Source organism: Chryseobacterium aquifrigidense (genome assembly GCF_006716485.1).
GTDB classification, from domain to species: domain Bacteria; phylum Bacteroidota; class Bacteroidia; order Flavobacteriales; family Weeksellaceae; genus Chryseobacterium; species Chryseobacterium vietnamense.
On record NZ_VFPD01000001.1, the window covers coordinates 579,333 to 601,194 of the forward strand.

18 protein-coding genes are annotated in these 21,862 nt (G+C 37.2%); 11 read left to right on the plus strand and 7 right to left on the minus strand.

Features of this window, described 5'->3' with window-relative positions; genetic code table 11:
- Nucleotides 1-4 precede the first annotated feature (4 nt).
- A complete protein-coding gene (gene pnuC, locus FB551_RS02550) occupies nt 5-676 on the minus strand; it encodes a nicotinamide riboside transporter PnuC (RefSeq protein WP_047431948.1) in 672 nt (223 codons plus the stop codon).
- Between the two features lie 446 nt (nt 677-1,122).
- Between pnuC and FB551_RS02555 the strand changes: the two genes are divergently transcribed.
- The 3 genes from FB551_RS02555 (at nt 1,123) to hemN (ending at nt 5,239) form a co-directional block, all read left to right on the plus strand.
- Nucleotides 1,123-2,640: an amino acid permease gene (locus tag FB551_RS02555; protein WP_142014681.1), complete on the plus strand. Its 1,518-nt coding sequence runs from the start codon at nt 1,123-1,125 to the stop codon at nt 2,638-2,640.
- Nucleotides 2,641-2,689: 49 nt separating this feature from the next.
- Nucleotides 2,690-3,703: a WD40/YVTN/BNR-like repeat-containing protein gene (locus FB551_RS02560; protein WP_142014683.1), complete on the plus strand. Its 1,014-nt coding sequence runs from the start codon at nt 2,690-2,692 to the stop codon at nt 3,701-3,703.
- Between the two features lie 177 nt (nt 3,704-3,880).
- Nucleotides 3,881-5,239 carry an oxygen-independent coproporphyrinogen III oxidase gene (gene hemN, locus FB551_RS02565; RefSeq protein ID WP_047431939.1) on the plus strand — a complete coding sequence of 453 codons (1,359 nt, stop codon included), beginning with the start codon at nt 3,881-3,883 and terminating at the stop codon, nt 5,237-5,239.
- Nucleotides 5,240-5,536: 297 nt separating this feature from the next.
- Here hemN and FB551_RS02570 read toward each other — a convergent pair whose 3' ends face one another.
- Nucleotides 5,537-6,904 (minus strand): PQQ-dependent sugar dehydrogenase, encoded by a 1,368-nt coding sequence (locus tag FB551_RS02570; RefSeq protein WP_142014686.1) that lies wholly within the window; start codon nt 6,902-6,904, stop codon nt 5,537-5,539.
- Nucleotides 6,905-7,120: 216 nt separating this feature from the next.
- Here FB551_RS02570 and secD point away from each other — a divergent pair, with 216 nt between their 5' ends.
- The 3 genes from secD to FB551_RS02585 all read left to right on the plus strand — a co-directional run bounded on the left by secD (nt 7,121) and on the right by FB551_RS02585 (nt 12,380).
- Entirely contained in the window at nt 7,121-10,030 is a 2,910-nt protein-coding gene (gene secD, locus FB551_RS02575; protein WP_142014689.1) for a protein translocase subunit SecD, read from the plus strand.
- Nucleotides 10,031-10,212: 182 nt separating this feature from the next.
- Complete coding sequence (locus FB551_RS02580; protein WP_047431931.1) at nt 10,213-11,472, plus strand: TCR/Tet family MFS transporter; 1,260 nt, start codon at nt 10,213-10,215, stop codon at nt 11,470-11,472.
- Nucleotides 11,473-11,576: 104 nt separating this feature from the next.
- Complete coding sequence (locus FB551_RS02585; RefSeq protein ID WP_052186992.1) at nt 11,577-12,380, plus strand: arylamine N-acetyltransferase family protein; 804 nt, start codon at nt 11,577-11,579, stop codon at nt 12,378-12,380.
- Nucleotides 12,381-12,450: 70 nt separating this feature from the next.
- Here FB551_RS02585 and FB551_RS02590 read toward each other — a convergent pair whose 3' ends face one another.
- Nucleotides 12,451-13,395 carry a hypothetical protein gene (locus FB551_RS02590; protein WP_142014691.1) on the minus strand — a complete coding sequence of 315 codons (945 nt, stop codon included), beginning with the start codon at nt 13,393-13,395 and terminating at the stop codon, nt 12,451-12,453.
- A 411-nt stretch (nt 13,396-13,806) separates the two neighbouring features.
- Here FB551_RS02590 and FB551_RS02595 point away from each other — a divergent pair, with 411 nt between their 5' ends.
- From FB551_RS02595 to FB551_RS02610, 4 genes are all read left to right on the plus strand, one after another.
- The gene (locus FB551_RS02595) at nt 13,807-14,148 is read left to right on the plus strand and encodes a Sec-independent protein translocase subunit TatA/TatB (protein ID WP_034696279.1); all 342 of its coding nucleotides are present in this window, start codon (nt 13,807-13,809) and stop codon (nt 14,146-14,148) included.
- Between the two features lie 2 nt (nt 14,149-14,150).
- A complete protein-coding gene (locus tag FB551_RS02600) occupies nt 14,151-14,717 on the plus strand; it encodes a phosphatase PAP2 family protein (protein WP_142014694.1) in 567 nt (188 codons plus the stop codon).
- Nucleotides 14,714-15,526, plus strand: a complete 813-nt coding sequence (locus FB551_RS02605) for a tetratricopeptide repeat protein (RefSeq protein WP_047431916.1) — start codon at nt 14,714-14,716, stop codon at nt 15,524-15,526. Before FB551_RS02600 ends, FB551_RS02605 begins: the two co-directional genes overlap by 4 nt.
- 67 nt (nt 15,527-15,593) lie before the next feature.
- Nucleotides 15,594-16,046, plus strand: coding sequence for a tRNA (cytidine(34)-2'-O)-methyltransferase (locus FB551_RS02610; RefSeq protein ID WP_142014697.1), 453 nt, complete (start codon nt 15,594-15,596; stop codon nt 16,044-16,046).
- Nucleotides 16,047-16,211: 165 nt separating this feature from the next.
- On the opposite strand, the gene FB551_RS02615 is transcribed toward FB551_RS02610, so the two are convergent.
- On the minus strand, nt 16,212-16,685 hold the full coding sequence (locus FB551_RS02615; protein WP_047431911.1) for a 23S rRNA (pseudouridine(1915)-N(3))-methyltransferase RlmH: 474 nt from the start codon (nt 16,683-16,685) through the stop codon (nt 16,212-16,214).
- A gap of 288 nt (nt 16,686-16,973) precedes the next feature.
- Here FB551_RS02615 and FB551_RS02620 point away from each other — a divergent pair, with 288 nt between their 5' ends.
- A complete protein-coding gene (locus FB551_RS02620) occupies nt 16,974-17,987 on the plus strand; it encodes a YihY/virulence factor BrkB family protein (RefSeq protein ID WP_047431908.1) in 1,014 nt (337 codons plus the stop codon).
- Here FB551_RS02620 and nhaA read toward each other — a convergent pair.
- From nhaA to FB551_RS02635, 3 genes are all read right to left on the minus strand, one after another.
- Nucleotides 17,984-19,162, minus strand: a complete 1,179-nt coding sequence (gene nhaA / locus FB551_RS02625) for a Na+/H+ antiporter NhaA (protein WP_047431906.1) — start codon at nt 19,160-19,162, stop codon at nt 17,984-17,986. The genes FB551_RS02620 and nhaA overlap by 4 nt on opposite strands.
- A 2-nt stretch (nt 19,163-19,164) precedes the next feature.
- Complete coding sequence (locus FB551_RS02630; protein WP_047431903.1) at nt 19,165-21,375, minus strand: RelA/SpoT family protein; 2,211 nt, start codon at nt 21,373-21,375, stop codon at nt 19,165-19,167.
- Nucleotides 21,376-21,484: 109 nt separating this feature from the next.
- Complete coding sequence (locus FB551_RS02635; RefSeq protein ID WP_047431902.1) at nt 21,485-21,850, minus strand: hypothetical protein; 366 nt, start codon at nt 21,848-21,850, stop codon at nt 21,485-21,487.
- Between the last annotated feature and the right edge of the window lie 12 nt (nt 21,851-21,862).

The window sequence follows — 21,862 nt, forward strand, 5'->3', positions numbered from 1 at the left end:
GACTTTATTGTACTTTTTTTTCTTTAAAACTTTTTTTCCAACTGACGTATCCTAAGATCGCCATTATAGTAAATACCAAATATTGAACCGAAGTGATTCCAAGTCCCTTAAAAATCATCATAGGGATGCAAATAAGATCCCCGATAATCCAGAAAATCCAGCTCTCAATGCGCTGTTTGGCCATAAACCACATTCCTACCAAAAATATTGAGGTTGTGAAAACATCCATCCAGTTTGCCCAGTCCAGGTGATACAATCCGAAGCTGGTTCCTTCCATCGAAAATTGATTATCAATATAAGGTTTGTAATAGTAAATAAGGGTCACAAGTGCCAGACTCAGTATAAAAAGGAAGCTGGCATAGAGCCATTCCTTTGTGAGGGCCCAGGTGACATCAACATGAATATGATCTTTTGAATTTCTGGCCCATAAAATCCATCCATAGATACTCATTACAGTATAATAAACGTTGATCAGGCAGTCTCCAAGCAGACCGAAATTGAAAAGAATATAAACATAGATCAGCGTAGAAATAATGCCGGTGGGGTATACCCAGATATTTTTTTTAATCGAAAAATACACACTCAGAGTTCCTAAGACGGCCCCCGAAGTTTCCAACATAATCTGTAAAGTATCATAACCTTCATAAGGCTTTATGAAAAGATCATATAAATTCATGGTATCAAAAATAAAGAAATTTTGCTTTTTTTTAGAAGTTCCTTACAGGTTATCAAATATAATGACGTCCCGTAGAGTTTCCTGACTTGTGAAAATTCAATGGGGAAGTGATGATTACTCAGAATTTCTGTTTATTTCGGACGGTAAAGTAGTTGTAAGATAATAATGACATTACCGACGTTTTCAAACTATAGTCATCATGATATATCTCTACATTCTTTTTTTTTGTAAGAATGCAGATTACGGCATATTTGTATTATGACTGACTTCTGGTTCTGTGGTTCAGAATCAGAACGGGAAAACTTCATGTTGGGGAAATACTATGAATAAGGTGCTGGTCAGGTTTTTAAAGTCTTTAATGTAAAATAAATGATGAAATTTTAACGATTAACGTGAGAGTTTCTAAATTTTTTATATTTTCGTAAATCCTTAATAAATAAAAAAACATGTCGAAAATTTGGGTTAAAAAGCCACTAAGTGCCTATGAGGCAGATATGAAGAAAAGTGAGCTGAAAAAAGTCCTTGGAAAATGGAGTTTAACAGCAATTGGAGTAGGTGCTATCATCGGTGGTGGAATCTTTGTTCTTACCGGAACAGGAGCCTATTATCATGCAGGGCCAGCACTTGCAATTTCCTTTATCATAGCAGGGATCGCCTGCGTTTTTGCTGCATTATGTTATGCAGAGTTTGCCTCCATTATTCCTGTAGAAGGTTCAGCTTATGCTTATGCCTATGGAACGGTAGGAGAAATTTTTGCATGGGCCATGGGGTGGTGTCTCATCCTCGAGTATGCCATGGCGAGTATGGCGGTTTCCGTGAGTTGGTCCGGATATTTTAACAAATTTTTGAAGATTTTTAATATTCATTTGCCTGCCTATCTGACATCAGATCCGGCAAGTTATACCGGAGAGGGTTTTTCCATGAACCTGCCTGCATTTATTCTTGTTCTTTTAATTACTGCATTATTGGTAAAGGGAACTAAAGAAGCTGCAGGAGCAAATAACCTGATCGTTTTAATGAAAACTTCTGCTGTTATCTTTGTAATTATTGCAGGAGTATATATTATTTTCTCTAATACTGATCTTTATAACGCTGTAGACGGAGTTAAAAACTGGAAGCCTTTTATTCCGGATCAGGTTCAGATTAAAAATTCTGAAGGTGATCTGGTTTCTGCTTATGGTATTAAAGGAATTATTTCCGGAGCGGCAGCTATTTTCTTTGCTTATATTGGTTTTGATGCTGTTTCTACGCAGGCTGGGGAAGCTATTAATCCTAAGAAAGATGTGCCTTTCGCAATTATTGCTTCATTATTGGTTTGTACAGCTTTATATATTTGTGTATCTCTTGTATTAACAGGGATGATGCATTATACAGACTTTAACCCGGAAGGGAAGTACCCTGATGCTATTAAAGCTCCTGTTGCTTATGCTTTTGAAATTGCAGGAAAACACTGGGCTAGTAATATTGTAACCATTGCTGCTACTGTAGGATTAATTTCTGTAGTAATGGTAATGATGATGGGACAGTCCAGAATCTTCATCGGAATGGCAAAAGACGGATTGATTCCTAGATTCTTCGGTGATCTTCATCCAAAAACAAAAACACCTTATAAAGGGATTCTTTTGTTAGGAATTGTTGTAGCATTGATCGCAGCATTTACCCCAATTTCAACATTGGCAGATATGACAAGTTTCGGAACCCTGTTTGCCTTTACTCTGGTTTGTATTGCAGTTTGGGTAATGAGAAAAAAAGAACCTAATTTGATCAGACCTTTCAAAGTTCCGGCTTACAAAATTGTTGTTGCACTGGGAGTATTTATCAATATTTATTTGATATTTAACTTAAGTGCTCATGCATTGGAGCTTTCGGCTGTGTGGTTGTTCTTAGGAGGTTTAGTATATTTCCTTTATGGGAAATCAAACAGTAAATTGAACAATCCTGAAAAATATCAGAACCAAGATTAATCATCATATTAAACCGCTTCGGCGGTTTTTTTTATCTCAATACTATCATATGAAAAAGATTTTTTCCATTTTATTTTTGTCCATAGGACTTACAGCATTTTCCCAGCAGGTGGAAAGCCTTGAAACAATTCTTAACGATAAGATCAGTATCAGAGCTCTTGAACTGTATAACAACAAGGTTTGGTACAGTGGTACAGATTCCAAATTCGGGTTTGTAGATCTTAAAGATTATAACAACCAGAAACAGATCAAGCTATCTGAAGAGAAACTTCAATTCAGAACATTAGGGCAGAATAAAACTACTTTTTATGCAATCAATATTGAAAGTCCGGGACGTTTCTTTGCCATCGATAAGAAAACGCTGAAATCAGAGGTTGTTTTTAAAGATACTGCAAAAACCGCTTTTTATGACGCTTTACATTTTGTTAATGATAAGCTGGCTTATACTTTTAGTGACGCAGATAAAGATCAGATGCTGAAGCTGGCTGTGTACAAAGAAGGGAAATGGAGCATGTTTAAGAATAATTTGAAATTAAATGAGGGTGAGGCTGCTTTTGCTGCCAGTAATACCAATATCTCATCATCCAAAAAATATTTGTGGATTGCAACCGGAGGAAAAGCTTCAAGAATCTTAAGAATGAATCTGAAAGATGAAAAGTTTGAAATTTTCAATACACCATTTGTACAGGGAGAATCTTCACAGGGAATGTATTCTATCGATTTTTTTGAAGATAAGTTTGGGATTGCCGTTGGGGGAGATTATACCAAGCAGGATGCCAATGTTAACAATATTGCCACCACTAATGATGGCGGAGAAACCTGGCAGATTCAGGCTTCAGGGCAGAATGCGGGATATAGTACCTGTGTGAAAATAAAGCCGGGATCAAAAGGAAAAGAAATTATTGCATTAGGAGACAAACATATCAGCTATTCCTCAGATTTTGGAAAAACATGGAGTAAAATCTCTGATGAAAAAGGCTTCTTTGTCTGCCAGTGGATTGATGCAGACAGAGTGGTTCTTGCAGGAAATAACAAAATTGCAGTCATGAAATTAAAATTTTAAATATAAGGTATAGAATTTATCACTATTTATTAAAAGCCTGATCATACGTATTTAGACTCATTATAAAATAGAACCTAATATAATTCATAGGTTAAAATTCATAACTAATGGTTAATTTTGTAGAGTGGAATTTTAATTATGTTAAATTTCATACCTTATAAAATTTTAATTTTCAAAATGAACTCTTTAATAGATAAGTATAATATTCCCGGACCGCGTTACACTTCTTATCCTACCGTTCCATATTGGGATGAATCAACATTTTCACCGGAACATTGGAAGGAAACTGTAATAAGATCTTTTCATGAGAGCAATGCAGAGGAGGGGATTTCTATTTATATCCATTTGCCTTTCTGTGAGGCATTGTGTACATTCTGTGCATGCCATAAGCGTATTACGAAACAGCACAGTGTTGAAGTTCCTTATCTGGAAAGTGTTTTAAAAGAATGGAAATTGTATCTTGATCTTTTCAACGAAAGACCTAAGCTGAAAGAATTACACCTTGGTGGTGGTACCCCTACGTTTTTCTCTCCTGAGAATTTGAGAACATTGTTGGAGGGTATTTTTTCATCGGTTGATATTGCAGAACATCCGGAATTTTCTTTTGAAGGGCACCCAAATAATACGACTAAAGAGCATCTTCAGACTTTGTATGATCTTGGTTTCAGAAGAGTAAGCTTTGGAGTTCAGGATTATGATCCTAAAGTACAGAAAGCGATCAACAGAATCCAGCCTTTTGAAAATGTAAAAAATGTTACAGAATGGGCTAAGGAAATCGGCTATAGAGGAATCAGCCATGATCTGGTTTTCGGATTGCCACACCAGAATTGGGAAGCAATGGAACACACGATCAGAAAGACAATGGAGCTGAAGCCGGATAGACTTGCATTTTATTCTTATGCACACGTTCCATGGGTGAAAGGGGTAGGACAGAGAGGATTTGACGAAAATGATCTTCCGAGTGGAGAAGAAAAACGCCGTTTGTATGAAGATGGAAAGAAGCTTCTTCAGGATTTAGGATATATTGAAGTAGGGATGGATCACTTCTCTCTTGAGCACGACGATCTGTATCAGTCTTTGATTCATAAAAAACTTCACAGAAATTTCATGGGCTATACTTCAAGTAATACCCAGCTGATGGTAGGACTTGGTATGTCTGCGATATCAGATTCATGGTATGCTTTTGCCCAGAATGTAAAAACGGTTGAAGAATATCAGAAAATGGTTGAAGAAGGTAAAATTCCTGTAGTAAAAGGACACGTTCTGAGCGATGAGGATCTTACGGTAAGAAGACATATTCTGAATCTGATGTGTCAGCTTGAAACCACTTTTGATATAAACAATTCTTTCCCTGAGCTTGATAATGCACTGGAAATGCTGAAAGAAATGGAAAATGACGGTTTGGTTGAAATCAACGGAACTGAAGTTAAAATCACAGAAGCAGGTAGAGCATTCACAAGAAATGTAGCAATGGTTTTTGACCTTAGAATGATGAGAAATAAACCTGAAACAAGGATTTTCTCCATGACAATATAAATAAAAGCGGTTCAGATTGAACCGCTTTTTTATTGACCTGTAGACTTATTTTGAACTTGTTTAAACTTTTTTGAAACATTAAGATTGCATTAAGGTATTTAGAGTATTAAAATGAGCTTCGCTTTAAGCTTAAAAATCAGAATAATTTATCTTAACTTAACTATGCTTTAATGCTTAAATCCTTCTTAATAGTTTAAGAAATATCCAATGTTTTTTGCTTAGTGAAGCGCCTTTGCGATCCTTTTTCACAGAATTTAAAAACCTTTACGTTTCGTATGCGTTTAAAACCAGCTATTACTATTTGATAATCAATTTCTGACTATATGATTTCAGTTCCCCGGATTTCAGATTGATATAGTATACTCCCGAAGGAATTCCTGATATATCAATGCCTTTACCATTAGAGATCTGATCCGTTTCCATAACTTTTCTTCCTTCTGCACTGATGATTTCCAATGCGGTTTTTTTATCTTTAACCCCATCAATGAAAACTTCTTTGGAAGCAGGATTTGGATAAATTTTTATTGTTCCTAAAGTATTTTCCTGGGTTCCTAGAGTTCCTGTGGATATTTTAAAAATTTTTCCACTGTTTACGGCTGCTACGTATAATCCTTTTTGATAATCTTCTCCGAAAGTAGAAAAATTATTTCCTGAATAAGGAGTAGTCCATGTGATGGCATTATTGCTGTCCAGAATTCCGATCTGGGTAGAACAATAATCTGCAAAAAAGTATTTTCCCTGAAGTGACGGATACTGAGTTCCTCTGTACACATATCCACCCGTGATGGAACATTTCCCTCCGGAATGGTCGTATACAGCGACAGGAAAGGTCATGGTAGACTGCGCAGCGCATCCTGCCGGATTGTATATATTATTACCTTCATAACAGCGCCAGCCATAGTTTAAACCAGCCTGCGTAATGGGCATTTTATTGATTTCTTCTATTGCTCCCTGTCCAACATCAGCTATCATCGCATTGCCTGTCGTCAGATCAAAAGAAAATTTCCAGGCATTTCTAAGCCCGTAAGCCCATATTTCGTCTGCACCATCCACTCCGGCTCCTGCAAAAGGATTATCAGGCGGAATATTATAAGGGCCTGTAGCGTCTACGTCTATTCTCAGCATTTTACCCAGTAAGGAGTTTTTGTTTTGAGCATTATTATTCGGGTCACCACCGCTGCCTCCGTCTCCGGTGATGATCCAGAGTTTTCCGTCAGGGGCAAAATGAATGCTTCCTCCATTGTGATTGTCGAATGGTTTGGGAATATTCAGCAGTATTTTTTCTGAAGCAGGATCAGCTACATCCGGATTTGTTGAACTTACGCTGTATCTGGCCACAATAATATTTCCTGCAGGATTATTATAATACACAAAAAAATACCCGTTAGCAGAGTATTGAGGATGGAATGCAAGGCCAAGAAGACCTCTTTCGCCGCCAAAAATAATTTTCGATCCGATATTCAGAAAATGAGTTGGGTTAATTGTCCCGTTGGGTTGAATAATTTTAATGATGCCATCCTGTTGAACAACAAAAAGACGGCTGTCATTGGCGTTCGTAATCTCTACAGGGCTTGTAAGTCCTGTGACAAATTCTTCCAAATTAATACTTTGAGAATTAACAATTAAGGAAGAAAAAATACTGATGCAAAAAAGTAATTTTTTCATAATATTTTGAGAGTTAGTGTGTTGGAAAAGTAAATGAAAATTTTATACCAATCAGTTTTGAAGACTTCATTATGATAGTATGAAAAAATTGTTAAATCTTAAATAGAAATCACAACACCAATATATCTGGAAATAAACCATTTCTGTTGTTAAAAATTCATAAAATACAAGAAAATCATTATATTTGCCGACTTAATTTAACGTAGTTATAACAAAATGCAAGGAAAAGGACTTATTACAATTGTCGCTATTGTACTAGGGTTGATTTGCTTAAACGAGCTATTACCAACATGGTACGCCAGCAAAATTGAAAAGCAGGCGACTGCTATTGCAGGAGACAATCCGGAGAAGTATCAAAAAGAAATCGCAAGACTTTCTAAGGATACTTTGAATTTAGGATTCACAAAACTTTATTACACTAAAGCCAAAGACAAGGAAATGAAACTTGGTCTTGACTTGAAAGGTGGGATCAACGTTCTTTTGGAAATCAACCAAAGAGATCTTGTAAATGATTTAACCAATTATTCTACAAATCCTGTTCTTATCGAGGCTTTAAACAAAACTGATGAAGCACAGAAGAATTCTACTAAACCTTACATCGACAACTTCTTCGAGCAGTTCGATGTAATTAACAAAGCTAAAGGGGCAAACCTTAAGTTGGCAGATCCGGAAATTTTCGGAAATACAACCCTTACTGAGGTGAAGTACAACACTCCTGATGAGCAGGTGAAAAGCATTGTTAAAAGAAAAATCGATGCATCTGTAGGAACAGCTTTCGAGGTAATCAGAACGAGAATTGACAAGCTTGGAGCCATCCAGCCAAACGTTCAGAGAGTACCTGGTACAGCTAGAATTTCCGTGGAAATGCCTGGTATGAAGGACATCGATAAAGTGAAGAAAATGCTTCAGACTTCTGCAAAACTTCAGTTCTGGGAAGTACAGCAGGTTCCTGAAATTGCGCCTTATTTCCAGACTTTGACAACTATGGTTGCTACAAAAGGAGATTCTATGGGAGTGGCAAAGAATGTGAACTTCATGAGCCTTTTACAGCTTGACAAATTAAGAACAAATGGTGTTGCTAACGTAAAACTATCTGATACTGCAGTTGTAAACAAAATCTTAAACAGCAAAGTAGGTCAGTCTTTACGTCCGTCTAACATTAAATATACACAGTTCATGTGGGGTTACAAACCTGAAGCTACAGATAGCGAAAGCTTGGTATTGTATGCGATCAGAGGTAACATCAACCAGAAAGCTCCGGTAGACGGTGCTGTTGAAACTGCAAATATCAGCTACGATGAACTAAGCAGAGTAGTGGTAGATATGCAGATGGACTCTAAAGGAGCAAAAGAGTGGAAAACATTAACTGAGAAAAATGTTGGAAAACCGGTTGCAGTAACTCTTGATAACAGAGTATACACAGCTCCTAACGTTGTAGGTGCTATCCCTAACGGTAGAACTCAGATCTCTGGTAACTTCTCTCAGGAAGAAGCTAAAGAACTGGTAGACGTGTTAGGTGCTGGTAAATTGCCTGCAGGTGCAAAAGTAGTTCAGGCTACCGTTGTAGGTCCATCTTTAGGACAAGAGGCTATTGATTCTGGTTTAATGTCGTTTATCATTGCATTCGCTATTATCATTGTTTATATCATTTTCTACTACGGTGGGGCTGGTGTATATGCGGTAATTGCAATGGTGATCAACTTATTCTATATTTTCGGTATTATGGATTCGGGTGACTTTACCCTTACGCTTCCAGGTATCGCGGGTATCGTTCTTACGATGGCAGTAGCGGTCGATACGAACGTTATCATTTATGAAAGAACTAAAGAAGAATTATTCGCGGGGAAAAGTATTCTTGAAGCTTACAAAGATGGTTTCAAACATGCATTAAATGCGATTATTGATGGTCACACCACGACTTTCCTAACGGCAGTTGTGTTGTTCTTCTTCGGAACAGGACCTATTAAAGGTTTTGCATTGACGTTGATGATCGGTATTTTAATGACATTATTCACGTCTGTATTGCTTTCAAGAGTAATGATCTTCTCCAGATTAAATAAAGGAAAAGGACTTTCTGTCTGGACTCCGGCTACGAAAAATCTGTTCAGAAATACCTGGATCGATTTCATCGGAAAGAGAAAATATGCTTACATCGTTTCTGCTGTTCTTACAGTTATTTGTGTGATTTCCATCGCAACGCACGGTTTCAAATACGGTATCGACTTTACCGGTGGTAGAAACTATGTTGTAAGATTTGATAAAGACGTAAAAGCTGAAGATGTTGAAGAAAAATTAGTAGCACTATTCAAAACTGAAGATGGTAAAAACTCTTCTGTGGAAGCTAAAACTTTCGGAAACAACAAACAATTAAAGATTTCTACAGATTATCTTATCGAGGATGAATCTTTAAAGGCTGACCAGATTATCGAACAGAAATTATTTGAAGGTTTAAAATCAAATTTACCGGCAGGAACTACATTGAAAGATTTCAAATCTGCTGATAAAGACCACGCAGGAATTATTTCTTCTGAGAAAGTAGGACCTTCTGTTGCTGATGATATCCAGACTCACGGTATCTATGCTGTATTAGCTGCTTTAGCAATGATCTTCATTTATATCCTGGTAAGATTTAGAAAATGGCAGTTCTCTCTTGGAGCGGTTGCTGCTCTATTCCACGATGCGGTAATTATTTTAGGAGCATATTCATTGCTTCACAAATATATGCCGTTCAACATGGAGATCAATCAGGATTTCATCGCGGCGATCCTTACAGTATTGGGTTATTCAATCAACGATACCGTAATTATCTTCGACAGAATTAGAGAATACCTGAGAGAGAAAAAATCTTTAACATTAGCAGGTCTGTTTGATGACTCTATTTCAAGTACATTGGGTAGAACATTTAACACCTCATTCACTACGATTTTGGTGATCCTTGCGATCTTTATCTTCGGAGGTGATAACTTAAGAGGATTCATGTTTGCCATGTTAATCGGTATTGGATTCGGTACTTACTCATCCATCTTTATTGCGTCTGCAATTGCTTACGACTTCCTTAAAACAGGAAAAGAAGAAGAGGTACATGGGAAATCCACTTCTTCAAAAGAAGAACTTGCTTCAAAGTAATACAAACTACAATAAATTAGTAAAGGCCGTTTCGAAAGAAACGGCCTTTTTTTAAGGTCAAAGTCAAAAAAATCACGATCAGCTATTTATGATCCTATTGGCTTTACATTTTTTTAGTATTCATATTAACTATTCATAATTTAGAATCATTATTTTTCAGATTTGATTAATTTTGCACCATCATGGAAAATTCAAAGAAAAAAGCGGCTATAGGCTTCATATTTATTACTTTACTGATCGATATTACGGGATGGGGGATCATCATTCCCGTTGTTCCGAAATTAATTGAGGAACTTATTCACGCAGATATTAGTGAAGCTGCAAAGTATGGCGGCTGGCTGGGATTTGCCTATGCATTTACACAATTTATATTTTCTCCTTTAGTAGGAAATCTTAGTGATAAATACGGAAGAAGACCCGTTATTCTGATTTCCCTTTTCGGATTTGCAGTAGATTATATTTTCCTTGCCCTGGCTCCAACCATCTGGTGGTTGTTTTTGGGAAGGATCATTGCAGGGATTACAGGAGCAAGTGTCACCACGGCCAGTGCTTATATTGCTGATATTTCCACTGATGAAGACCGGGCTAAGAATTTTGGTTTGATAGGGGCTGCTTTTGGACTTGGATTTATCATTGGACCGGTTCTGGGCGGAGTTCTTGGACATTATGGAGCGAGAGTTCCTTTCTATGCTGCTGCAGGCTTGTGTTTGCTGAATTTCCTTTACGGATACTTTATCCTTCCTGAAAGTTTGGATAAAGATAAAAGAAGAGAATTCGACTGGAAACGTGCCAATCCTATTGGTTCATTTAAATTTTTAGGTAAGCATCCTGAAATTTCCGGCTTGATTGTTTCGTTGATATTAATCTACATTGCAGGTCATGCTGTACAGAGTAACTGGAGTTTCTTTACGATGTATAAATTCAGCTGGACAGAAAGAATGGTGGGCATCTCATTAGGAGTAGTAGGTTTGCTGGTAGGTCTTGTACAGGGCGGACTTATCAGATATACGACACCAAGATTGGGTGAGCAAAAAAGTATTTATTACGGACTGGCTTTCTATGCAGTTGGAATGCTCTTGTTTGCTTTCGCTTCAGAAGGCTGGATGATGTTTGTATTTTTGGTGCCATACTGTTTAGGAGGAATCTGCGGACCCGCTTTACAATCTGTCATTACGAAAAGTGTACCTTCCAATGAACAGGGAGAACTTCAGGGAGCATTAACGAGTTTAATGAGTGCCACATCCATTATCGGTCCTCCTATGATGACCAATTTGTTTTACTATTTTACCCATGATGAAGCACCGTTCAAATTTTCCGGTGCACCTTTCTTCTTGGCTTTTATTTTAATGGCGATCAGTGTGGTAATTACGTATTCGGCTTTTCAGAAAAAAAATAAAAATTTAGTTGATCTAACCTCGGAAAAAGATTTTCATAAGCCATAGATTTGTTCTATTGATGAGATATAGGCGGTTTTAGGTTACATCTTTCAATAATTTTACAGGAGTAAAATCGCTTTACTCATTTTTGAAACAGAAAAAACCAAATTATGAATACATCAGATCTGGAAAAGTATTTTGAACGGATTCATTTCTCCGGAACTCCGGAATTGAGTATGGAAACATTGAAAAGAATACATCAGCTCCATCCCAAATATATTCCCTTTGAGAATATTGATTCTTATACTGGAACTGTTCCTTCTTTGCAGTTAGATGATATTTTCAGAAAACTGGTTATGGAATCCAGAGGTGGATATTGCTATGAACAAAATCTGCTTTTAAGTGAAGTTTTAAAAACAGTAGGATTCAATGTAAAGCTTCAGCTTGGAAGGGTAGTGTGGGGAAGACAGGAAGACAGTAGTGCTGCACAGACTCATCTTTTACTTATTGTTGATTTTGAAGGAAAACAGTATGTGGTAGATTGCGGATTCGGAACAGCTACCCTTACTTCACCCATACTTTTAAACGAAGAAGATCAGCAGCAGACACCCAACGGAATATTTAAAGTTTCCCATAAAGAAGAAACCTACACACTTTGGATGTGGAAGGAGCAATGGCTTCCGGTGTACCGATTTATTCCTGAGCATGTAGAACCCATTGATCTGGATATTTCCAACTGGTATCTGTCTACCCATCCGGATTCCCATTTTAAGAACAGACTGATTCTTTCAAAAGTAGATGAGAATGCCCGCTATACCTACACAGATCATATACTGAATATACGCTCCGCTGATGGTGAAAAAGAATCTATAACAATAGAAAACGATGTACAGCTCTATGAAATACTGATTAATACCTTTGGACTTAAAGAGAATGCAATAGATGCATTGAAGTCGAAAGTCAGAATCTGGTAGAACTTATCAATACAATAAACGGGAAGCTCAGCGAGCTTCCCGTTTTGATTAAATCTGATTTTTATGAAAATTATGGATAAAGTGATTTTGTCCCGTTACTTACAATATTACTGCCCAATCCGGAGAATGATACGGAAAAATTAGTAGAATTAAAGCTCAAAGAACCTGTAGGGGTACAAAGTCCCAGGGCATAACGACACTGACCGTAGGCTCCGGTTCTTTTTGTGATCTTGCTTTCGCTTTTTGCTTTTCCTAAACTGATATATCCCCAGTCGCTTACATCTGCATTGGAAACGGTAGACCCGGAATAATAAATCGTAATCTGATATCCGGCTTCACCTCGCTTTGAACCCCATAGCCAGTTAGCTGTCCACCATTGTTTATACCATTTAGAAGCTACTTTAGAAGCTTCGTCAGATGCTTCTGAATGTCCACGGGTGTCCATCATCACAAGACCTCCGAAGATATTGTCCCAGATAATTCCTGAATCACCATAAAAACACAATGTCGTAAATTTTCCGCTTTTGCCATTCCATGTTACTTCCATAACCTGGGTACCCGGTTTTAGTTCTTCGGTGATGGCTTCTTTTAATCCTTGTTGTGCAGTTGTCAGATCCTCGCCATGATACAAATCTCCAACTTTTCCGATTTTTACCGTTGACGGATCCATAATATTTCCGGAAGCAATGAACTGATTTTTATCTGTAATCAGCTTTTTGGAAAGCTCTGCTCCCTGTTGGGTCGAAATTTTTCCCAATACAGTCACTCCAACAATCTGTAAATCATTTTTCAGATAAGTTTCAAGATTTTTACCCGATTCATTCAGTTGAATTTGTACTGCTTCAGGAACAGATTGAGAAGAAGAAGGAGTGATCTCTTTTTTCAGATCATCTACAGTTACCTTAGCCTGAATTGTTTCCTGCTGGTTCATTTCGTTGTTTTCATTCTGGCAGCTGTGCAGTGCCAATACCGACAACACGGCAAAAACTTTGAAAGTAGTCACTAGTTTTTTCATAATTGATATTTGTTTGGTTGTGTATTATAAATATACATAATTGTTGCGTAATTCTCATTATTTTGAATTAAATATTTGTTAATTAATAGGTGAGGTGTGAGGTCGCAGATGTCCGGTAGCAAGGATTTTAAGTTTGAGAATGGGAGGGTTTGAGGGTTTAAAGTTCAATGTTTAAGGTTTAAAGTTGTGGTTAAACAGCAACAAAAAGAACCAGTAACAAAAAAACTAAACCCCGAAACTAAAAAATGAGCAGCGGCAACAAAATAACCCTGCAACCCGTCACTCGTAAGATGCAGCCGCCAACTTTAAACTTTAAACCTTGAATCTTGAACTTCATTATAAAATCTTAAAATTTGTTTAAATTTTTAGTTTACAGTCTATAAATGCAATAATCTTTTGTAATTTTACACCATGGAATTAAGCATTGGAGAAATGGCACTCATTGCCATTGCAATCGTTGTATTATTCGGTCCGGATAAGCTGCCCCAGATTGCGCGTGACTTAGGTGCAGGCGTTAGAAAAATGCGTGGAGCAGTGGAAGACATTAAAACTGAAATCATGAAAGAAACAGACAATCCTGTTTCTGAAATCAAACGTGAGATTGAGAAGGTAAAAGATGCTGCAAAGGATTTCAACCCGATGAATGATATCCAGAAAGATATTCTGACGGAACCTTCTTCAGTGGCTTCTAATGAGCCTCCAAAACCGAAGCCTGCAGATGATGAGACTTACGAAGGACCTGTAAGCAGATAACCATGGAGGAAATCATTCAGGAAGATAAAAAGGTATTTCTTTACCTTAATAATTTGGGGAATTCATCTTTTGACCAGTTTTGGATGCTGATTTCCAGTACCTGGATCTGGGTGCCTCTTTATATTATATTTCTTTATTTTTTATACAAAAACCATAAACTAAGATCATTAGTTTTTATCCTTATATTTCTGGCTATTGGAGCAACGGTTTCTGATCAGTTGGCCAGTGTCTTCAAATATGGTGTGGCGAGGTTAAGACCTTGTCATGATCCTACTCTGGAGCATCACATGAGAATTGTGAAATGCGGCGGACAGTTTGGTTTTTATTCTGCGCATGCTTCCAATACATTCTTTTTGGCATCCTTTTTAAGTATTTTATTAAAAAATAAGCTTAAATGGTTTCCATATGCTATATTTGTGTGGGCTATAGTGGTTTCCTACAGCCGAATATATTTAGGAGTGCATTTCCCGATAGATATTTTGGTGGGGGCGTTTGTTGGATCTTTATTGGGAGTGATATTTGGTGCACTCGCCAAAAAAGTGGTCAACAAACAAACTATAAATTCATGAAAAAAACTTTACTGGTAGTAACTTCCCTCTGTTTTTCCCTTAATTTCTATGCCCAGGATAAAAAACTGGCTGAAGAATGTTTTAGCAAAGCTGATTATAAATGTGCAGAAGAGCAATATTTAAAACTGGCAGAAAAAGAACAGATCCAAAAATTTCAGTCGGAATATTACGATTATCTTGGAACATCTCAGAGAAGGCTTGGAAAAACTACTCAGGCTTTTAAATCCTACGATTCCGCTCTGAAAGCAAACCCCTTGTCGGTTTCTGTATACGTCAACCTTTCATCCCTTTACAGTCAGAAAGGAAATAAGGTAAAAGCTTTGGAATATATAGAAAAAGGACTTCAGGTGAATGCTGAAACTCCGGATCTCTATCTTACACGATCCAAAATTTACGACAGTCAGGGAAAAAAAGAGCTTGCCATTAAGGACCTTAACCAGATTCTGACTTTTGCTCCTGATAATCTTTTTGCAAAGACAGGATTAGCCAATCTGAAAAAAAATAATGGTGACCTGGACGGAGCTTTAAAAGATTATAATAAACTTCTCGCTGAAAAACCGGAATCACTGCTTTATAATGGCAGAGCAGATGTCTATTTTAAAATGAAAAAATATAAGGAAGCACTGGTAGACGCCAACAAAGCAATTTCTATAGACCCGAAATTTGCCCAGTCTTATGTGAGCAAAGCTATGATTCTTATGGACACCTCCAAAATTAAAGAAGCTTGTGAAAATCTGGATAAAGCAGTTGCTTTAGGCTATGAAAAAGCAGTCCTGACGGATTCTTATACTAAATGTGCAAAAAAATAAATGAAGAAATATTTTATCCAAATCATTTGAATACATCCATACTAAAAAAGAATAAAGAGATAGAAAGATGTTGAATATTGTTCTTGTAGAGCCTGAAATACCCAATAACACAGGAAATATAGGCAGATTGTGTGTAGGAACCGAAAGCAGATTACACCTGATCCATCCGTTTGGATTTGTAATTAATGATAAAAATCTGAAACGTTCCGGACTGGATTACTGGGTATATCTCGATGTTTCTGAATATGCAGATATTGAAGAGTGGATACAGCAGATCCCTGATCAGTCCCGTGTTTTTTTAATGAGTTCACATGCCGAAAAATCATATCTTGAAACTGATTTTCAGGACGGAGACTGGTTGGTTTTCGGAAAGGAGAGTGTAGGGTTAAGTAAAGAGGTTTTAGACCGTTTTGAAAATCATCTGACCATTCCCATGTCGAAACTGATCAGGAGCTTTAATATTGCCAATTCCGTTGCTTTTGTAGTGGGTGAAGCGAAGAGGCAGATCAGTCTGAAATAAAAAAGAGGTTGTTTCAAAATGTCATTCTGAATACAGACTGAAAGTCTGCGAACGCAGTTCAGAAATGTAATGAAGAATCTCATACTTCTGTTTATCAATGAGATTCTTCCTTCGTCAGAATGACAAAAGCCAATTATTTGACTTTTGAGATAATACCTTTTTGTTTTAATCGTTATGATAAGGTTTTCCCTGCAGAATCTGATCAGCGCGGTAAAGCTGTTCCACAATAAACAGACGGATCATCTGATGGGTAAAAGTCATTTTGGATAAAGACATTTTTTCATTAGCTCTGCTGTATATTTCTTCAGCAAAGCCATAAGCTCCTCCAATCAGAATATGTACTTTCTTTACAGAAGAATTCATCCAGGTATCAATCTTTTGAGAAAATTCCCGGCTGGTAAACTGTTTCCCTTTTTCATCGAGAATGATTACAAGATCGTTTTTATCAATATGGTTTAAAAACAATTTGGCTTCTTCCTTTTTAAGAAGATCAGAGGATAGGTTTTTGGCATTTTTTACATCCGGAATTTCTGTGATTTCAAAATTCCAGTGTTTGGGTAAACGGTTGAGATAATAATTGATTAAAGAAGTAATTTCCTTATCATCCGTTTTACCGATACAAAGTAAGCTGATTCGCATTGTAAGAAGTTTCAGAGTGCAAAGATAGGGTTTCGCGGCTAATTTGTTGCTGGTTTTTTGGGTGCAATTTCGGGATTCAAGGTTGTTTGTTTTGGGTTTCGGGTTTCGGGTTGCAAGTTATAGTAGTTGCGGGTTACCTTAAACCTTAAACTCTAAAGCCCTCTCACTCTCAAACTCCCAAATTCCCTCCTAATCCATAAAACCTGCCACCTTCTACCTAACATCTGCCACCTATCTTTTCCCTATTTAATTTAATTCCCCTACCTTTGTATAAAGACAAACAGATCGATGAGTGTAAAGGTTCCTAAATTTATTTTAAAGATTCAAGACTTTTTTGACAGCATCCATATTCCTGTTTTGGGAATATCGCTTTGGCAGATGTTTCAGATCTATATCTCCGGGATTTTTAAAGGAAAAATAGGAAGAAAAGCGGCGGCTATTTCCTGGAGCTTTACGATAAGTCTGTTTCCGTTTATTCTGTTTTTGCTTTCTGTGTTGCCACATATGCCACTATATGATGAGCTTCAGTTTTATATTTTTGATGTACTGATGCATAATGTTTTCCCTTCAAACATGGAAGGAGATGTAAAAGGATATATCGTAAGCAATATTATTCCGAACATGAAAGGAATCAGTAACCTGACCATTCTTCTGGCTCTTGTTTTTGCTACGAACGGTACATTTTCCCTGATTAACGGGTTTAATGAAAATACAGATGAAAAATTAAGCGATGTAAAAGAGTTTATTCTTTCATTTTTTATCACGATAGGCTTTATTACCATCGTTTTTTTAACACTGTTCGGCGTGTATTATGCAGAGGTTGTAATGAAGCTTTTTACTCCGGCTTATGATGTAACCTGGCTGGTAGATAACCTTTCAAAAATTATCGGGTTTGTTTCTTTTCCGCTTTTTTATTTTATACTTCTGACCCTATTTTACTGGTTGGGAACGGTGAAGATTACAAGATTCCGCCAAGCGGTTCCGGGGGCTATTCTGACCACAGTACTCTTTGTGGTGACAACTTATATTTTTGCTATTTATGTAAAAGATATCGCACGGTACAATGTGCTTTACGGTTCCATTGGCAGTATGATTCTACTGATGGTTTGGGTGAATGTAAACGTATATCTTCTTTTATTCGGAAATGAACTGAATATGGCGATCCGAAAAGTCAGAATAGAAAAGCTGCTGTCTGATGAGATAAAGAAAGAAGCTTCAGAATATCATGCTCAGATCACTGAACCGGACTTTGATAGTGATGAGGAACACAAGAGAAAATTGGAGAACCGGAAGGCAGATTAATTCTCTTCCAGTTCAGGGTTTTCTTTTGAGCTTACACTAAGTATGGTAAATCCTGCAATTGCAGCGATGAAGGACGCAATCAGGATCGCAAACTTCGCTTCATCCTGTATATGAATTTCTCCCTTAAAAGAAAGCAATGCAATAAAAATAGACATGGTAAACCCGATTCCGGCCAGCAATCCTACACCAATCATCTGAAGCCAGTTGCTGTTTTGAGGTAGGGAACTGAGTTTTAATTTGATAGCAATCAATGAAAATAAGTTGATCCCGATCAGTTTACCTAATACCAATCCACAGATAATTCCCAGTCCTAATGTACTTGTAACTCCTGCCACCATTTCACTGGAAAAAGTGATGTTGGTATTCGTTAAAGCGAATATCGGCATGATCAGAAAACTTACCGGAATATGAAGCTGATGCTCCAGTTTTTCCAGCGGTGAAATTTCTACATTCGAAGCATTGGTAGGTATTGAAAAGGCAAGTAAAACACCTGCTATCGTAGCATGAATTCCGGAATGATGAAGGAAATACCATAAAAACAATCCCGGAATGATATAAAATACCGTTTTGGTAACTTTTAAGAAGTTTAAAACAAAAAGCAGGGCAGTTACCCCAAAAGATAACAGCAGATAGCTCCAGTGGATTTGTTCGGTATAGAAAATGGCAATTACTAAAATTGCTCCCAGATCATCTACAATAGCTAATGCAGCCAAAAATATCTTGATAGAATTAGGAATCTTTTTACCTAACATCGAAATGATAGCCAGAGAAAATGCAATATCTGTTGCCATAGGAATTCCCCAGCCATTGCTGTAATCCGTTCCCGTATTGAAAATGCTGTAGATTACAGCAGGAACAAGCATTCCGCCTACTGCTGCAAAAATAGGAAGCGAGGCATTTTTAAAGGATGAAAGCTCACCTTCTACAAGTTCACGTTTTATTTCAAGGCCTACCAGAAGGAAAAATATAGCCATCAGTCCGTCATTGATCCAGATGCTGACAGGATATTCCAACCCAAAAAGATGAGTTCCCACTTCCTGGTCTAAAAAATGCTGAAAGTTCTCTGCAGCAGATGAGTTGGCAATAAGCAATGAAATGAGTACACAGAAAATAAGAATAATTCCTGAGGACTGACTGTTGTTGAAAAATTTTTTAAAATAAAGAGATAAATTCATGTTTACGATTGTACCCGTCTCACTCTTGAAACACCATTAATATTTTTAAGTTTTTTAAAGGTCTCTTCCAACTGACCTTTATTTTTGACCTCGAGGTTGATATTTCCTGTGAAAACACCATTGTTGGATTCAATAGACATACTTTTCATATCCATTCCCATACTTCCACTGATGACAGTGGTGATATCGTTAATCATACCCATCCTGTCAAGCCCTTCAATTTCAATTTTTACTCTGTTTTTGAAACTTTCTGCATTCACCCACTTGGCAGGGATGACACGGTAATCATACTGTGCTCTCAGATTGATGGCATTGGGGCAGTTATCGCTATGTACCTTGATTCCGTCTGAAATGGTAATGAATCCGAAGATTTTGTCTCCCGGAATTACTGTACAGCATTTTGCATAGGTGTAGTTAAGCTTCTCTTCGTCCTTCCCAAAGACAATCATGTCAAGGTTTTCCTCTTTTGGATCCTCAAAATGCTGATTTTTATTAGGCGATTTTCTGAATCTTGAAAGTAGGTTATTGAATACGTTTTTACTTTCTATATATTTTCTCAGGCTGCTTACATCCAGTTCATTACTCTGGAATTTAAGGAAGAGCTCCTGCGATGATTTTAAATTAAAGAACTTCTGAAGTTTATTAATTTCTTCATCATTAAAATTGATCTTTGCATGACGAAGTTTTCTCTGCAGAATTTCTTTTCCTTCTTCTACCAATTGGTTTTTCTGAGAGTTCAGATAACTTTTAATCTTGGATTTGGCTTTCGAAGTCACAACGAATTCCAGCCAGTCAGATTTTGGCTTCTGATTCTGTGAAGAAAGAATATCTACCTGATCTCCGTTTTGAAGGATATAGGAAATAGGAACCAGTTTTCCATTGATTTTGGCACCTAAACATTTCATTCCCAGGTCAGAGTGGACAGAGAAAGCAAAATCCAGGGCGGTAGCATTAGTGGGAAGGATTTTAATTTCGCCTTTCGGAGTAAATACAAATACTTCTTTGGAATATAAATTAAGCTTAATATTATCTAAAAGTTCCGAAGTGGAAAGGTTTTGCTGTTGTTCCAGTACTTCACGGATTTCGGTTACCCATTTTTCAAAATTTCTGTCATCAGAGCTTTGTTTGTAACCTTCCTTATACTTATAGTGAGCAGCAACTCCTTTTTCTGCAATTTCATCCATTCTTTCCGAACGGATCTGTACTTCAATCCATTTTCTGTCCGGTCCTAAAACGGTTAAATGCAAACTTTCATATCCTGTAGAACGGGGCTGTGTAATCCAGTCACGCATCCTGGAAGGGTTACTGTGGTATACATCCGTAACAATGGAGTAGATTTTCCAGGCCAGGAATTTTTCATTCTTCGCATCCGATTTGTAAATAATCCTGATGGCGTAATTATCAAAAACCTCTTCAAAAGAAACTCCCTGCTTCAGCATCTTTCTGTAAATGGAAGAGATGGCTTTTGCACGGCCTTTGATTTTAAAGTTTAAACCTTCTTCATGAAGTCTCTCAGATACTTCTTTCTTAAACTCTTCGATATATCTTTCACGGCTTTCCTTGGCCAGTTCCAATTTCTCCGTAATCTCGTTATATACTTCGGGGCTGTTGTATTTTAAGGAAAGATCTTCAAGTTCGGATTTAATATTGTACAACCCAAGACGGTGAGCCATTGGAGCATAGATATAAACCGTCTCTGAAGCAATTTTTTTCTGCTTATCCGGAGCCATGCTTTCCAGAGTCCTCATATTATGAAGACGGTCTGCAATTTTAATCAGAATAACCCTGAAATCCTCGGATAATGTCAATAACAGTTTTCTGTAGTTTTCAGACTGCACAGAAATATTCTGATGGTTCATGATGGAAATTTTGGTCAGTCCATTCACGATATTGGCAATCTTTTCACCAAAGATTTTTTTAAGGTCTTCGTAAGTATAGTCCGAATCTTCAATTACATCGTGCAAAAGTGCACAGGCAATAGAAGTAGCTCCCAAACCAATCTCTGTTGCTACAATTTTAGCAACAGCAATAGGGTGGTAGATGTACGGTTCTCCGGATTTTCTCCTTTGATCCTTGTGGGCATCCAGCGCAATATCGAATGCCTTTCGGATGAGCTTATTGTTTTCCTCATCCAATGTTCTGTATGTGTTAGAAATCAGGTCCTTATATCTGGCAAGGATCTCTTTATTCTCTTGTTCTAAATCGTAGCTCATTTGTGCACATGCCTATAATTAGACGAAAATACGAAATTTTTTAGTTTTTTCAAACATAAAAGATCCGCAGTATACACTGCGGATCTTCGGCTATTAGATTTTATATCGATTAGAATTTTACTTCAGAATTCATACCGTCACTTGACGTTTTGATTTTGATATCAGGGCTGCTGTGAATTTCTGCCCTGTTTCTTGCATCAATATACCTTTTGATCGTATCATAATTGGTTTCATTGATATTCATATTTTCGAACAGATATGATTTCAATGCAGCATTCTGAATAAATGCGCTCCGTGCAAGATCAATCTGGTTAAGATCATTTACAGTAACGCTTGCCAGGTATTGAGAATTACCAGAACCATCATTGAGGTATACAATGTAATCTGAGTTTTCAAATCCTGAATTTTCCAGATCACTTTCCAGTTTTTTGTAGTCGCTGTGATAATCAAATAGTCCAGCTAATATATGTGACATAGTTAATTGGTT